We start from the raw sequence: 13,142 nt of genomic DNA, 5'->3' as shown, positions 1-13,142 counted from the left end.
TTTTTCTCTTGCTTCGACACTTTGATACTTTGACACCATGACACTTTTTTAAAACTCATCCTGCCAGATGTCTTTCTTTTCTCCCTGCTCTTTTTGCTCCAGTCGTTCCTGTCCGGCCACAATTTTTTGTTCCGTTTCTTTTTCTTTGTAGATCGTGTAGATCAAGACAAAGGCGATCAATCCCAGCATAAGCCAGATGCCGTAATTGGCGACTTCTTCCAGGATCCTGTCGATGAGCTTCAGGTGTTTCTTTCGTTCGGAGATGGCTTTGGCCTTGGCGTTGAGCATGGCTTTATATCTGGCTTCGTAATTTGGGACGGTGATGTCAGGAGGCTTGATGTCGACCAGGTTTTTCATCTCCGGCATGGCGGCCGGCCCTACGGGAGCGCCGAGGCCCGACGTCGGGAGGGCGGCGGGCACGACGACGGCCGGTGTCAATTCGGTGGACGCGGGTATCTTGGGCGCCTGCCACGGGTTTGACGAAGATGCCGGGGCCGGGACGGGAACGGATGTTGCTGCCGACGGGGCCTTGATCGGTGTTTTGGAAATTTCGTCCTGTGTGACGTAATCCGTAGATGCGTCGCCGAATTTAGCCGCCCCGGCGGACAGCATCATCGCATTCCATGCGAGGAACATCACAGCTATGGATGTGGCGTATCTCTTCATGTCACTCCAATTTTAGCATATCTTGTTCATGATGCCAACTGGCGCGCATGGGCGATCATGTCCAGGAATTCTTCGCGTGTTTTGATATTGTTGATCCGTTGGCGGACGGATCGCACGAATCTCCGGCCTTTCAGGTACCATCCGACGAATTTGCGCATCAGGGCGATGCCGTTCTTTTCTCCGTGTTCGGTGACCATCATCTCCATGTGCTGCTGCATGACGCTTAAAATTTCTTCGGTCTCCGGCGCCGGCAGGAGGCGTCCTTGTGAGAGATATTCTTCTATCTGGCGGAAGATCCACGGGTTGCCGAGGCCTCCGCGGGCCACGAGGATGCCGTCGCAGCCCGTTTCATCGAACATCTTTTTGGCATGGGCGGCAGACCAGATGTCGCCGCTGGCGATGACGGGGATCCGTACGTTTTTTTTGACAGCGGCGATGACGGCATAGTCCACAGTCCCTTTGTAAAACTGTTGACGATCGCGTCCGTGGATAAAGATGGCGGAAACGCCTGCGTCTTCGGCAGCGCAGGCGGCATCGGTCGCGTTGCGGCTGTTTATGTCCCAGCCGCTGCGGATTTTGACCGTTACGGGTTTTTTCCATGCCTTGACCATGGCCATGAGAATGTTTTTGAGCTTCGGGATGTTCTTGAGGAGGGCGGCGCCTTCCTGACGGCGGCATACCTTGCGGACGGGGCAGGCCGCGTTGAAATCCAAGAGGTCGAAATCGTAGGGAGCGATGACATCCATGGCCCGCAGAAGATAGGGGATCTCTGCGCCCAGAAGTTGGATGCCGATGGGTCTGTCCATGGGGTCTGTTTCGAGCATCTTTTTTGTTTTTTTGTTTTTATAGGAGATCGCGCGCGCGTTGATCATTTCGATGAAGGTGAAAGAGGCCCCAAACTGCCTGCAAAGCAGGCGAAAGGAAGAGTCGCTGATGCCGGCCAGGGGTGCCAATAGGACATTGGAGTGCAGGCGAAGGTCGCCGATTTTGAACATGGGGGTATTGTAACAGGCCTCCAGGGATAGTCAATAGCGGCTCCGGCGCCTGGGATGTCTGCCGCGCCGGCCGGGCTTCATGCGTTGACAAAGCCGATGGGCTATGATAAATTATAGCTTCTTGCGTGGTCTGGCGCCGGTCCCCGGACGGGTACCGGACGCAAGAATGGGTAGGCTGATCATGCCGGCGCGTCGCCGGCGGTAAATATAATAATAAACAGAATGGAGCTTTTAGGTAAGATGGCTATGATGAAAAAGGCGTGTGTGACGCTTATCCTTTTTTTTCTCTTTTCTCAAACTTCTTTTGGCTATTGGATTTGGACGCCTGAATCAAAGAAATGGACCAATCCCAAATACGCCCCGAAGGAGAGTCCCCAGGAGCAGTTGAAGTTTGCCCTCGGCTATCTTGAGATCAAGGATTACGAGACGGCCTATAATGAGTTTAAAAAGCTCGTGAAGTATTATCCGGACGCCCTGGAGGCCCCCGAGGCGCAGTTTTATATGGGGCGATGCCTCGAAGAAACGGGGAAATTTTACGAAGCTTTTCAGGCCTACCAGAAGGTCATCGACAAATATCCTTTTACGGAAAGGACCGACGATGTTCTCCAGCAGGAGTATATCCTTGCCCAGAGGCTGTTGGACTACCGCAAGAACGTCGCCGGGATCAGTTTCACGGGTGAAAATGCGGCCCTGGAGATATTCCACAAGGTCATTGAAAACGCCCCTTACGGTAAGTATGCCGCCGCCAGCCAGTACAAGATCGGCCTGACGTTGAAGGCCAAGGGGGATTTTACCGAGGCGACGGATGAATTTCAAAAGGTGCTGGATAATTATCCCACGAGTGAGTGGGCAGAGCCGGCCAAGTTCCAGATCGCCGTCTGCGCGGCCCGTTCGTCCTTGGACGCTTCTTATGACCAGAGCATGACCCAGGAAGCTGTGGATAAGTTCAAGGTTTTTTTGACGACGCACCCGGACGCCGAGCTTTCGGACCAGGCGGAACAGCGCATCGATGAGCTCCGGGATAAAGAGGCCCAGTCCAATTACGAGGTGGGCTTGTTTTATGAAAAACAGAAGGCTCCCGACAGCGCCAAGATTTATTATCAGTATGTCGTCGACAATTATCCCAGTTCCGCCTGGGCGAAAAAATCCGTGGAACGGCTGCAGGCCTTGGAGGAGAAGAAAAAATGAGACATCTATCTTTGATGGTCTGTGCCGCGGTCCTTGCTTTGACCAGCTGCGGATGCGGCTATACCACCCGCGGCTATATCACCGAGGCGGGTTATAAGACGGTTTATGTCGAACCTTTTATCAACAAGATCAACACGACCTCTGAATATGCCGAGGGTTCACGGTTCCGCACCTATTTTCCTTTGTTGGAAAATAAGATCACCAATGCCGTCGTGGACCGCTTTAATTTCGAGGGGTCCCTCAGGACCGCCCAGCGGGAGGAGGCGGATCTCGTGCTTTCCGGTTCCCTTGTCAATTACCGCCGGGAGACCCTGCGCACGGCCTCGGGCGACGACAATCCCGAAGAATACCGCGTGACGCTTTTCGTCAATATCAAGCTTGTCGAGAACAGGACCGGCAAGGTGCTCTGGGAGAAGAACGATTTCGCCGGCGATGCGACGTATTTCGTGAGCGGCACCATGGCTACCTCGGAATCCCAGGCTGTCCAGGATGCTTCGATCGACCTTGCCCGCAGGATCGTGGAGACCACCGTTGAAGCATGGTAGCGCCAGCCGCCTATCTATTTGTAGGCTCTGATGAGCTGCACAAACACGAGAAGCTTGAGCTCATCGCCAAAGAATTATTCCCGCCCGAACTTCGCGACCTGAACGCGACGCTTCTTTACGGCGACGACCATCAGATCTCCCCGCAAGACTTTAAGGAATGCCTCTCTCTTTTGCCGACGGAAGGTGCTCGCGCGCGTCTCCTGGTTTTGCGCATGGCGCACAAATTGGGGAAGTCTTTGCGCGAGGCCCTTGTCAGGAATATCGCCGCCAAACCGCAGAAGACCATTGTCGTCATCGATATTCCCGAGGCGCGCGGCGATATGTCTTCTGAGACGCAGGATTTCATCGAGGCGCTCGAAGGCGCCGGCGCGCGCCTCGTGCGTTTCAAGGAGGATGTGCCGCTGAACGTCTTTGATTTGGGCCGTTGCATCACGGAACAGCAGGCCGGCCGGGCCCTGCAGGTCCTGGAGGAATTGCTGCGTCATCGGGAGCGGGCAGAGAAGATCCTTGGAGGGCTTTCTTGGCAGTGGGAAAGATTTTTTTCTCAAAAAAAAATCGGGCCTAAGGGGTATGCACGGGGGGTCAAGCTCATGCTCGATGCGGACCGGAAGCTCAAGTCTTCCGTATCCGCATACGCGCGTAATCACGCGATCCTGGAGATTATGGTGGTTAAGCTTTCTTGTTTAGAACGCGGCTAAGATAGGATTTGCGACGGGAAGCCGTGTTCTTGTGCAGGATGCCCTTGCTGACAGCCCGGTCGAGCTTCGCGAAGACCGCTTTCAGCTGGGCCTTGGCTTCATCGATCTTTCCCTGCGTTACGAGGGAGCGGAAATTCTTGATCTCTTTCTTGATCTGCGACCTTTTCTCCGCGTTCGCCAGGGATCTTGTTTTATCGACTCTCAAGCGTTTTGATGCGCATTTTCTTTGTGGCATAGCTTTTCTCAGCTCCTTTGAATGACGGCAGGGCTTACGAAGCGTTTTTACGACGTAAGTCGTTTGCCGGAATTAATCCTGGGTTTCTTGCTTTGGAATTCCTGGATGGAGGACCTTTTTGGTCAAGTTTATCCAGGAATATCGGACGCCCCATTCGACGATCTGTTTTTGCGGCCGACGATAAGTAAGGGGTTTTATATCATAGAAGGCCGCCATTGTCAATAGTAGAAAACGCCGTTGGGCGCTGTCAAGGCCATGAGTGAACACAAGACGATATTCAAATCAGCCGCCGCCATCAGTGCGATGACGATTATCTCCCGTATCACGGGATTTGTGCGTGATGTCTTGATCGCGGGTGTTTTCGGGACAGGGCCGGCGGCCCAGGCTTTTTTCGTCGCCTTCCGCATCCCGAATATGTTCCGGGACATCCTGGGGGAGGGGGCGGGGAATGCCGCTTTTGTGCCTGTTTTTTGCGAATACCTGGCCGTCAGGAGCCGGCAGCACTTCCAGAGGCTTGTCAACAGCCTTTTTACGCTCGTTTTGTCCATTTCTTTGATCATTGCGGTCTCGGGGATCATTTTGGCCGATCCCTTGATACATGTGGTCGCGCCTGGCTTTGCAACAGACCCCGCCAAGCTCCATCTGACCATCCGTCTGACGCAGATCCTTTTTCCCTACCTTGTCCTTGTGGTTGTTTCGGCGTATTTGATGTCTGTCGCCAACGCCATGAAATCGTTTGCCGTCCCGGCGGCCTCTCCCGTTGTCTTTAATTGCGTCTTGATCGCCTGCCTGGCGCTTTTTATCAGACAGGATAGTTTTTTCCAGATTTACCTCTTGGCCTTGGCTACGCTTTTAGGAGGGACCGCTCAGGTCGCCATGCAGATGCCGTCTCTCATGCGCCGCGGCGTATCCCTGCGATGGCAGCCGGAGACGACGCGTTTCTGGAAAGAGGAAGGCGTTGTCAAGGTGGGCCGCCTGATCGTTCCGCGCCTCGTCGGCACGAGTATCTATCAGATGAATATTTTCATAGATACGATTTTTGCTTCGTTGTCCACCTATGCCGGCGAGGGGGCGATCGCGGCCATCTATTACGCCAACAGGATCATCCAGTTCCCTTTTGCCATTTTCGGCGTCGCCGTCTCGAATGCCGCGCTCCCTCAAATGTCCGCCCACGCAGCGCGTAAGGATGCCGCCGCCATGAACCAGACCCTGGATGTCTGTCTCAAGAGTCTCCTATTGGCGATGTTGCCTGTGGCGGTTGGGATCCTGGTTTTTGCCGGTCCGGTGGTGACGGCGGTCTTTGAGCGCGGCAGTTTCGGGGCCTATTCCGCCTCGATCACGACGACGGCGCTTTTCTTTTACGGTCTGGGTCTTGTGTCGTATGTGGGGGTGCGGTTTCTGTCACATTTTTTCTATGCGCTCCAGGATACGCTGACGCCGGTGAAGACGTCCGCGGCCGCACTGGTTTCCAATGTTGTCCTGAATGCACTTTTCATTTTCGTCTTCGGCATGAAGATCGCGGGGCTCGCTCTGGCCAGCAGCATCTCTGCATTTTTAAATTTTTATCTTTTGTATCGGCATGTCAGGCGGCGCACGGGGTACAGGATCCGTCCTCTCCTGGAAGGACTGTTCGTGCGCGTTCTGGCGGCTTCTGCGGGATGCGCGGCCGCCGCATTCTTTATCTGGCAGAATGTTTTTGCTTCCCGCGCCACCCTCGTTTCTCTGTGCGCGTCAGTCCTTGTGGCCTGTGTGGTCTACGCGGGATTGTTGTGGCTGCTCGGCGTCGGCGAACTTAAAAGGCTTGCGATATGGTTGATAAGGAAAAAATAAGAAGTTTTCCGGATTCCCCGGGCGTCTATTTCATGAAAGACCGCGCCGGCGAGATCATTTATGTCGGCAAGGCGGTTTCGCTCAAAAAAAGAGTGGCGTCCTATTTTAACCGCTGTCCCCCCGCCGCCGGTGCCGGCCTGAAGACGGACGTCATGATGTCCTATGTGGAAGACATTTCGTATCGGCAGGTGCCGACGGAACGAGAGGCGCTGCTTCTCGAAGCCGAGCTCATCAAGAAATACCAGCCTCGGTTCAATATCAGCTTAAAAGACGACAAGAGCTATCCGTATATCGTCGTGACGCGCGAAACTTTCCCTCGTGTTTTTATCGGCCGCAGGCGCGGCCGCCTGATGGACGAGGCGGATCTTTTCGGCCCTTATACGAGCGCGTCTCTTTTGCGTCGGGCGCTCAAGATCCTGCGCAGGAGTTTTCCGTTCTGCAGCTGCCGCAGGTTTCCCAAAAAACCCTGCCTGAATTTTGATCTGGGGTTGTGCCCCGGTCCCTGCCAGGGCAGGATCGGCCGCAGGCGTTATCGGACGATCATCCGGTCGCTGGAGGATTTTCTGACCCAGAAAGACACGGAACTGATTGAGGGGCTTTCGCGGCGCATGCAGGCGCTTGTGGCCCGCGAGCGTTTCGAGGAGGCGGCGAAACTGCGCGACCAGCTGGAGGCGTTAAGCATCCTTGTTTCCCTGAGAAAAAGTCCGCTCCGGGGGCCGCAGAAGGAGGACGACTGGATACGGCTGGGATTGAAGAGAGAGCCCCGCCGGATCGAAGCCTTCGATGTTTCCAATACCGCAGGGGGAGAGGCCGTGGGGTCCATGGTGTCTTTTTTTGAAGGCCGGCCGGACAAGGACAATTACCGCCGTTTCCGCATCAGGGCTGTCGTCGGGATCGACGATTATGCCATGATTCGCGAGGTCGTCGGCCGCAGGTATCGGCGGCTCCTGGAGGAACACCTGAGCCTGCCTGATCTTGTTGTTATCGACGGCGGCGCCGGCCACCTGGCGGCCGCCAGGGGGGCCTTACGGGAATGGGGGCCTGCGCTTCCCATCATTGCTATCGCCAAAGAGGAGGAATTGATTTATACTGGTATGCGTCCGAAGCCGCTGGCGTTGGAACGCTCCAGTCCTGTCCTGCGGCTGATCCAGGCGGTCCGCGACGAGGCGCACCGCTTCGCCAGAAAATATCACATTCTGCTGAGAAAGAAGAAGATGATGGAAGAATAACAGGCGAATGACCAGTGGCAAAATCCGAATGACGAATAAATGACCAAAGAACCGACGACAAAGTTCAGGCCTTGAAGCATTAGAGATTGATTGGTCGTTGGAAATTCGATATTGGAGTTTTAAAAATGCGCCAGAAACTGACTCCTTTTCAAAAAGCAGTTTATGCGGCGACCATGGAGATCCCGCTGGGTGAAACCAGGTCTTATGCCTGGATCGCGCGGCGCATCGGCTCACCCAAGAGCAGCCGCGCCGTGGGAAATGCGCTGAATAAAAATCCCTATGCGCCCTTTGTGCCGTGCCACCGCGTGATTTCTTCCGATGGGTCGCTCGGAGGGTTCAGGGGCGGCCTTGTCAAAAAATTGAGGCTTCTTAAGCAAGAAAGAAAATTCAGCAGGGCCAAGAAGTCAATGGTAGTGAGTAGATAGTCGTCAGTAAAAGAAGAAGACAAAAAAAGAAATGGGAAGAATAAAATATTTCTACACAACCTCAAGAATCACCCTCTCATTTTAAATACAAGATTTTAAAGACTTTTTTGGTTTTTTACCGGCTACTGAATACTTTTTCAAGGGGGGACCATGAAGATCAGGGATGTCTTAAGGGTGATGTGCGATCGGGATGCCTCGGATGTTTTTCTCAAGGTCGACAACGTTCCCTACCTGCGTATCTATGGAGAGTTGGTCCCTTTGACGGATATACCGGTCCTGGGGGCCGCAGATCTTCAGCACATTGTTGCCGAAATTGCGGATGAGACCCACAAAAAGATGCTCCAGAATGTCTTCGATACGGATTTTGCCATGGATGCCGAAGGTCTGGGTCCTTCCCTAAGCGGAACAGGGAGGCCCGCCCCTTGCGGATTGGACCGTTTTCGCGTCAGCATCTTCATGCAGCGCGGTGTACCGTCGATCGTCATGCGCCGCATTAAAAAAGCCGTCCCGGATTTCGACGCTCTCAATCTTCCCAAAGACGTCTTGGAGCGTCTCTCCCAAGAGAGGCGTGGGTTGATCCTTTTGACGGGCCCGGCGGGCCACGGCAAATCCACGACGATCGCCAGCATGATCGAATACATGAATACGACCCAGGCGAGACACGTCTTGACCGTCGAAGACCCTATTGAATTTACCTTTACGGACAACAAGAGCGTCATCAACCAGAGGGAACTTGGCCTGGATGTTTCGTCTTATCCCGTTGCTTTAAGGCAGGTGACGCTGCAGAGCCCTGACGTCATTTTTATCGGTACGATCCGCGACCTCGACACGATGTCCGCCGCCCTCAACGCCGCGGAAATGGGCATCCTTGTCTTGAGCACCGTGCACACGGTTAACGCCGCCCAGACCGCTCAGCGCATCCTGAATTTCTTCCCGCCGCACCAGCATGCGGAGATCCGCATGCAACTGTCGTTTTTGCTTAAAGGTGTTGTCTCTCTGCGCCTGGTGCCGCGCGCCGATGGTTCCGGCCGCATCCCCGCCTGCGAGACGATGCTCTTGACGCCGACCATCAGCCGTCTCCTGCGCGAAGGCGCTTTTGCCGACATTACCCGTTTTCTGGAAGAGGGCGCCTTGTTCGGTATGCAGAGCTTCAAGCAGTCTTTGGCCAAGCTCGTCAAAGAAGGCAAAATCGGAGTCGAGGAGGCCTATAAGTATGCCGACAGCCGCGAAGACCTGGATCTGGAAATAAAAGGCATTAAGAGGTTGATGTGAAGCGGGCTATGCGTTAAAATAAGTCTTCGTTTATAACTAAATGTAAGGACAGAGGTGAGTTTGACAGATGCGTGAAGATATTGCACAAAAGATAACGCTTGTCCAGGAAACCCTCGAAAGACTCCGGGGGTATCTTTGACATCGATGACAAAGACCGTCAGATCGCCGAGCTGCAGGCGAAGATGACGGATGAGGCTTTCTGGCAGAATCCCTCGGCAGCGAATCATGTCGTCCGGAACCTCAAGGCCCTCAAGAATATCTCGGAGTCCTGGCATAAGCTCGAGCGCCGCCTCAAGGAAACATCAGAGCTGTTCCATATTTCCGGAGATGAGGGAGAGGATTTCCTGGTCCATCTTGATGTTGATCTCAATGCCCTGAAAGAAGAGCTGGATCGTCTCGAATTTCTTACGCTTTTCAGCGGCGAATACGACGCCAACAACGCGATCGTCAGCATCAATGCCGGGGCCGGCGGCACGGAGTCCTGCGACTGGGTGTCGATGCTTTTGCGCATGTACACGCGCTGGGCCCAGGGGCACGGCTTTGAGGTGACGGTGACGGACATCCTGCCCGGGGAAGAGGCGGGAACCAAGAACGTGACTGTGATCGTGCGCGGCGCATACGCCTACGGATATTTGCGGCCGGAGGTGGGCGTCCACCGCCTGGTGAGGATCTCGCCTTTCGACGCCAACAAGCGGCGCCATACGTCGTTTGCGTCCGTCGATGTGATCCCGGAATTTGAAGGCGATGTCGAAGTGGACATCAGGCCCGAGGACCTGCGGATCGACGTCTACCGCGCCGGAGGCAAGGGCGGCCAGCACGTCAACACGACGGATTCGGCCGTTCGGATCACGCATCTGCCGACCGGTACCGTTGCGCAGTGCCAGAACGAACGTTCCCAGCACCAGAACAAACAGGTGGCCCTGGGGATCCTTAAGTCCCGGCTCTACGCACTCAAGCGCAGGGAACAAGACGAAAAGATGTCCCGGGAACACCAGGAGAAGAGGAAGATCGAATGGGGTTCGCAGATCCGTTCGTATGTCCTGCACCCCTATAACTTGGTCAAGGACCATCGCACGGACTACGAGACGGGTGACGCCAACGGCGTCCTCGACGGGAAGCTCGACCCGTTCATCGAGATTTACCTGCGGGACATGAAGACAAGACGTGATTAATTTTATCCTTTCAAAGATCATTGGCACCCAGAATGAGCGCATGCTGCGTACGCTCTCTTTGGTCGTCGAGGAGATCAATGTCCTTGAGCCGCAGATGAAGGCGCTGCCGGATGCCGGACTGAAGGCCAAAACTGCGGCTTTCAAAAAGAGGATCACCGACCAGATGCGCGCCGCCGGCTACGCAGAGGCGGAAGGCGAGCCGAAGAAAAAGATCCTCCGGGATATCCTGGATGAGATCCTGCCCGAGGCGTTCGCCGTCGTGCGCGAAGCGTCCGTGCGCACCATCGGCCTGCGCCATTTCGATGTGCAGCTGATCGGCGGCATCGTTCTGCACCGCGGCGGCATCGCCGAGATGGCGACGGGCGAAGGCAAAACCCTCGTCGCAACCCTGCCGGTGTATCTCAATGCCCTTGCCGGTCTCGGCGTCCACGTCGTGACCGTCAATGACTACCTGGCCCGGCGCGACCGCGAGTGGATGGGGCCGATCTATGAATTCCTGGGTCTTTCCGTCGGGGTCATCCAGCACGATCAGCCTTTCGAGGAAAAGATTTCCGCCTACAACTGCGATATCACCTACGGCACGAACAACGAATTCGGGTTTGATTATCTGCGCGACAACATGGTGACGCACCCCCGGCAGATGGTCCAGAGGCCGCTTCATTACGCCATTGTCGACGAGGTGGATTCCATCCTGATCGATGAGGCGAGGACCCCCCTCATCATTTCCGGCCCCACCGACGACTCGGTCGACAAATATTACACCATCAACCGCATCATCCCCGGGCTGAAGCGGCGCCTGATCCTTGAAAAAGACGAGATAGACGCCAAATACAAAGGGGAGGACCTTTCGGCGGGTTATGATGCCGTCGTCGATGAAAAGAACCATACCGTCAACCTGACGGAAAGCGGCATGGCCAAATGCGAGGAGCTTCTGGGGGTCAAGAGCCTCTATGACGATCTTTCCGGCGAATGGGCCCATCATATCATCCAGGCGATCAAGGCGCACGACCTTTTCAAGCGGGACGTGGATTACGTCGTCAAAGACGGCAAGGTCATCATCGTCGACGAATTCACGGGGCGCCTCATGCCGGGCCGCCGGTGGTCCGACGGCATGCACCAGGCCGTGGAGGCCAAGGAGAACCTGCGTATCGAGCGCGAGAACCAGACGTTGGCCACGATCACGCTGCAGAATTATTTCAGGATCTATGATAAGCTCGCCGGCATGACCGGCACCGCTTTCACCGAGGCCAACGAGTTCAAGCAGATCTACAAGCTCGATGTCGTCGTGATCCCGACGAACCGGCCGCTGTCGCGCACCAACTATTCCGACGCGGTCTTTAAGTCCGCCCGCGAGAAGTTTAACGCCGTCGTCGAAGATATCAAGACCTGCTATGCCAAGGGGCAGCCTGTCCTTGTCGGCACCATTTCCATCGAAAAATCCGAGACGCTTTCCAGCATGCTCAAAAAAATCGGCATCCCGCACAATGTCCTGAATGCCAAATACCACGAGATGGAGGCGCAGATCGTCGCCCAGGCGGGCCGCCACAAGGCTGTGACCATCGCGACCAACATGGCCGGCCGCGGCACGGACATTCTTTTGGGCGGCAATCCGCAGAACATGACCAGAAACATCCTCGCGGCCCAGAAGATAGAGCCGCATACGGACGCCTACAGGGAAGAATACGAAAAGATTTACGCGAAACTCAGGGAAGAGGCCCAGAAGGAGCATGACCGCGTCGTTGAAGCTGGCGGCCTGCATGTCATCGGCACCGAGCGTCATGAGGCCAGGCGTATCGACAACCAGCTGCGCGGCCGCTCGGGCCGCCAGGGCGACCCGGGGTCGTCGCGGTTTTATGTTTCTTTCGAAGACGACCTCATGCGGCTCTTCGGTTCAGACCGTCTCATCGGCATCATGGACAAGATGGGCGTCGAAGACGGGATGGTCATCGAGAACATCTTCATCACGCGGCGCATTGAGGACGCCCAACGCCGCGTCGAGGCCTACAACTTCGAGATTCGCAAGCACCTGTTGGAATACGACGACGTCATGAACAAACAGAGAGAGGTCGTCTATAGCGAACGTCGCTTGATCCTGGAAGGCGGCGCCGCGGCCCTCAAGGATTTCCTTTATGAAATGATAGGGGATTGTATTGGACGGAATATTCCCGCCTACTGCCCGGAAGGACAGATGCCTCAGGATTGGAACTGGGCCGGCCTGGATGCGTGGCTGAAACAGAAATTCGGTCCCGGCATCGCCGTCAATCCCGAGGAGCTCGCCGCCCTGGATCCCGCCGGCGTCAGAGAAGAACTGGCGGCCAAGGTCCAGGAGGTTTGGGAGAAGAAGGAACAGGAAGTTGGCGCAGACAAGCTTGAACCGATGCAGCGCATGGTCATGCTTCACGTGATCGACAGCCGCTGGAAGGACCATCTTTATGGCATGGACTGCCTCAAGGAGGGTATCGGCCTGAGGGCCTACGGCGCGCGCGATCCCCTGATCGAATATCAGAAAGAAGCCTACAACATGTTCATCGAGATGATGGAACGTATCAAAGATGAGGTTGTGGAACTCGTCTTCCGCATGCAGATCCTTGAGCAAAAAGAAGAACTCAGGGGGGTCTTTACCTCCTTACCCCAGAAGACGGAACACAGGGAGTTCGGCGGTTTATCAGCGACAAGCGCGCAGGTGCGCATGTCGCAGGAGGATGAGGGCGGGGCAGTCGGTGAGGAGGCGCCCGCCCCTTCCAGGACAGTCCGGCATGAAGGTCCCAAGGTCGGCCGCAACGACCCGTGTCCTTGCGGCAGCGGGAAGAAATACAAGAAGTGCTGCGGCGCCAACGGTTGAAGTTGACGGATTTGTTTCTGGCGTGATGGGAGGGACATGTTTTTT

The 13,142-nt window shown here is 55.5% G+C and carries 12 protein-coding genes; 9 read left to right on the top strand and 3 right to left on the bottom strand.

What is annotated here, in order from left to right; translation table 11 throughout:
* Nucleotides 1-48: 48 nt before the first annotated feature.
* Both BU251_RS07035 and dusB read right to left on the bottom strand, forming a co-directional pair.
* A complete protein-coding gene (locus tag BU251_RS07035) occupies nucleotides 49-666 on the bottom strand; it encodes a hypothetical protein (protein WP_128700344.1) in 618 nt (205 codons plus the stop codon).
* Between the two features lie 26 nt (nucleotides 667-692).
* The gene (gene dusB, locus BU251_RS07030; protein WP_128700343.1) at nucleotides 693-1,661 is read right to left on the bottom strand and encodes a tRNA dihydrouridine synthase DusB; all 969 of its coding nucleotides are present in this window, start codon (nucleotides 1,659-1,661) and stop codon (nucleotides 693-695) included.
* 240 nt (nucleotides 1,662-1,901) lie between these two features.
* On the opposite strand from dusB, the gene bamD reads away from it, so the two are divergent.
* From bamD to BU251_RS07015, 3 genes are read left to right on the top strand one after another with little or no spacing between them, the layout of a single operon-like run.
* Entirely contained in the window at nucleotides 1,902-2,849 is a 948-nt protein-coding gene (gene bamD, locus BU251_RS07025) for an outer membrane protein assembly factor BamD (protein WP_164908912.1), read from the top strand.
* Nucleotides 2,846-3,394, top strand: a complete 549-nt coding sequence (lptE, locus tag BU251_RS07020; protein WP_128700341.1) for an LPS assembly lipoprotein LptE — start codon at nucleotides 2,846-2,848, stop codon at nucleotides 3,392-3,394. Before bamD ends, lptE begins: the two co-directional genes overlap by 4 nt.
* Complete coding sequence (locus BU251_RS07015) at nucleotides 3,388-4,092, top strand: DNA polymerase III subunit delta (protein WP_128700340.1); 705 nt, start codon at nucleotides 3,388-3,390, stop codon at nucleotides 4,090-4,092. The genes lptE and BU251_RS07015 overlap by 7 nt, the downstream gene beginning before the upstream one ends.
* Here the strand turns inward: BU251_RS07015 and rpsT are convergent.
* Nucleotides 4,064-4,327 carry a 30S ribosomal protein S20 gene (gene rpsT / locus BU251_RS07010; RefSeq protein WP_128700339.1) on the bottom strand — a complete coding sequence of 88 codons (264 nt, stop codon included), beginning with the start codon at nucleotides 4,325-4,327 and terminating at the stop codon, nucleotides 4,064-4,066. The genes BU251_RS07015 and rpsT overlap by 29 nt on opposite strands.
* A 255-nt stretch (nucleotides 4,328-4,582) precedes the next feature.
* Here rpsT and murJ point away from each other — a divergent pair, with 255 nt between their 5' ends.
* The 6 genes from murJ to secA all read left to right on the top strand — a co-directional run bounded on the left by murJ (nucleotide 4,583) and on the right by secA (nucleotide 13,097).
* Nucleotides 4,583-6,157 carry a murein biosynthesis integral membrane protein MurJ gene (gene murJ, locus BU251_RS07005; RefSeq protein WP_164908911.1) on the top strand — a complete coding sequence of 525 codons (1,575 nt, stop codon included), beginning with the start codon at nucleotides 4,583-4,585 and terminating at the stop codon, nucleotides 6,155-6,157.
* Nucleotides 6,136-7,386 carry an excinuclease ABC subunit UvrC gene (locus BU251_RS07000; RefSeq protein WP_128700337.1) on the top strand — a complete coding sequence of 417 codons (1,251 nt, stop codon included), beginning with the start codon at nucleotides 6,136-6,138 and terminating at the stop codon, nucleotides 7,384-7,386. The genes murJ and BU251_RS07000 overlap by 22 nt, the downstream gene beginning before the upstream one ends.
* A gap of 125 nt (nucleotides 7,387-7,511) precedes the next feature.
* Complete coding sequence (locus BU251_RS06995) at nucleotides 7,512-7,811, top strand: methylated-DNA--[protein]-cysteine S-methyltransferase (RefSeq protein ID WP_128700336.1); 300 nt, start codon at nucleotides 7,512-7,514, stop codon at nucleotides 7,809-7,811.
* 150 nt (nucleotides 7,812-7,961) lie between these two features.
* The gene (locus BU251_RS06990; protein WP_128700335.1) at nucleotides 7,962-9,083 is read left to right on the top strand and encodes a type IV pilus twitching motility protein PilT; all 1,122 of its coding nucleotides are present in this window, start codon (nucleotides 7,962-7,964) and stop codon (nucleotides 9,081-9,083) included.
* A 98-nt stretch (nucleotides 9,084-9,181) separates the two neighbouring features.
* Complete coding sequence (gene prfB, locus BU251_RS06985) at nucleotides 9,182-10,255, top strand: peptide chain release factor 2 (protein WP_128700334.1); 1,074 nt, start codon at nucleotides 9,182-9,184, stop codon at nucleotides 10,253-10,255.
* A complete protein-coding gene (gene secA, locus BU251_RS06980) occupies nucleotides 10,248-13,097 on the top strand; it encodes a preprotein translocase subunit SecA (RefSeq protein WP_128700333.1) in 2,850 nt (949 codons plus the stop codon). Before prfB ends, secA begins: the two co-directional genes overlap by 8 nt.
* Nucleotides 13,098-13,142 lie beyond the last annotated feature (45 nt).

Origin of the sequence: Candidatus Velamenicoccus archaeovorus, from assembly GCF_004102945.1 — a bacterium.
Lineage (GTDB): Bacteria > Omnitrophota > Gorgyraeia > Velamenicoccales > Velamenicoccaceae > Velamenicoccus > Velamenicoccus archaeovorus.
Note: the sequence above shows the minus strand (reverse complement) of the source record. Positions and strands in the feature narration are given on the sequence as shown.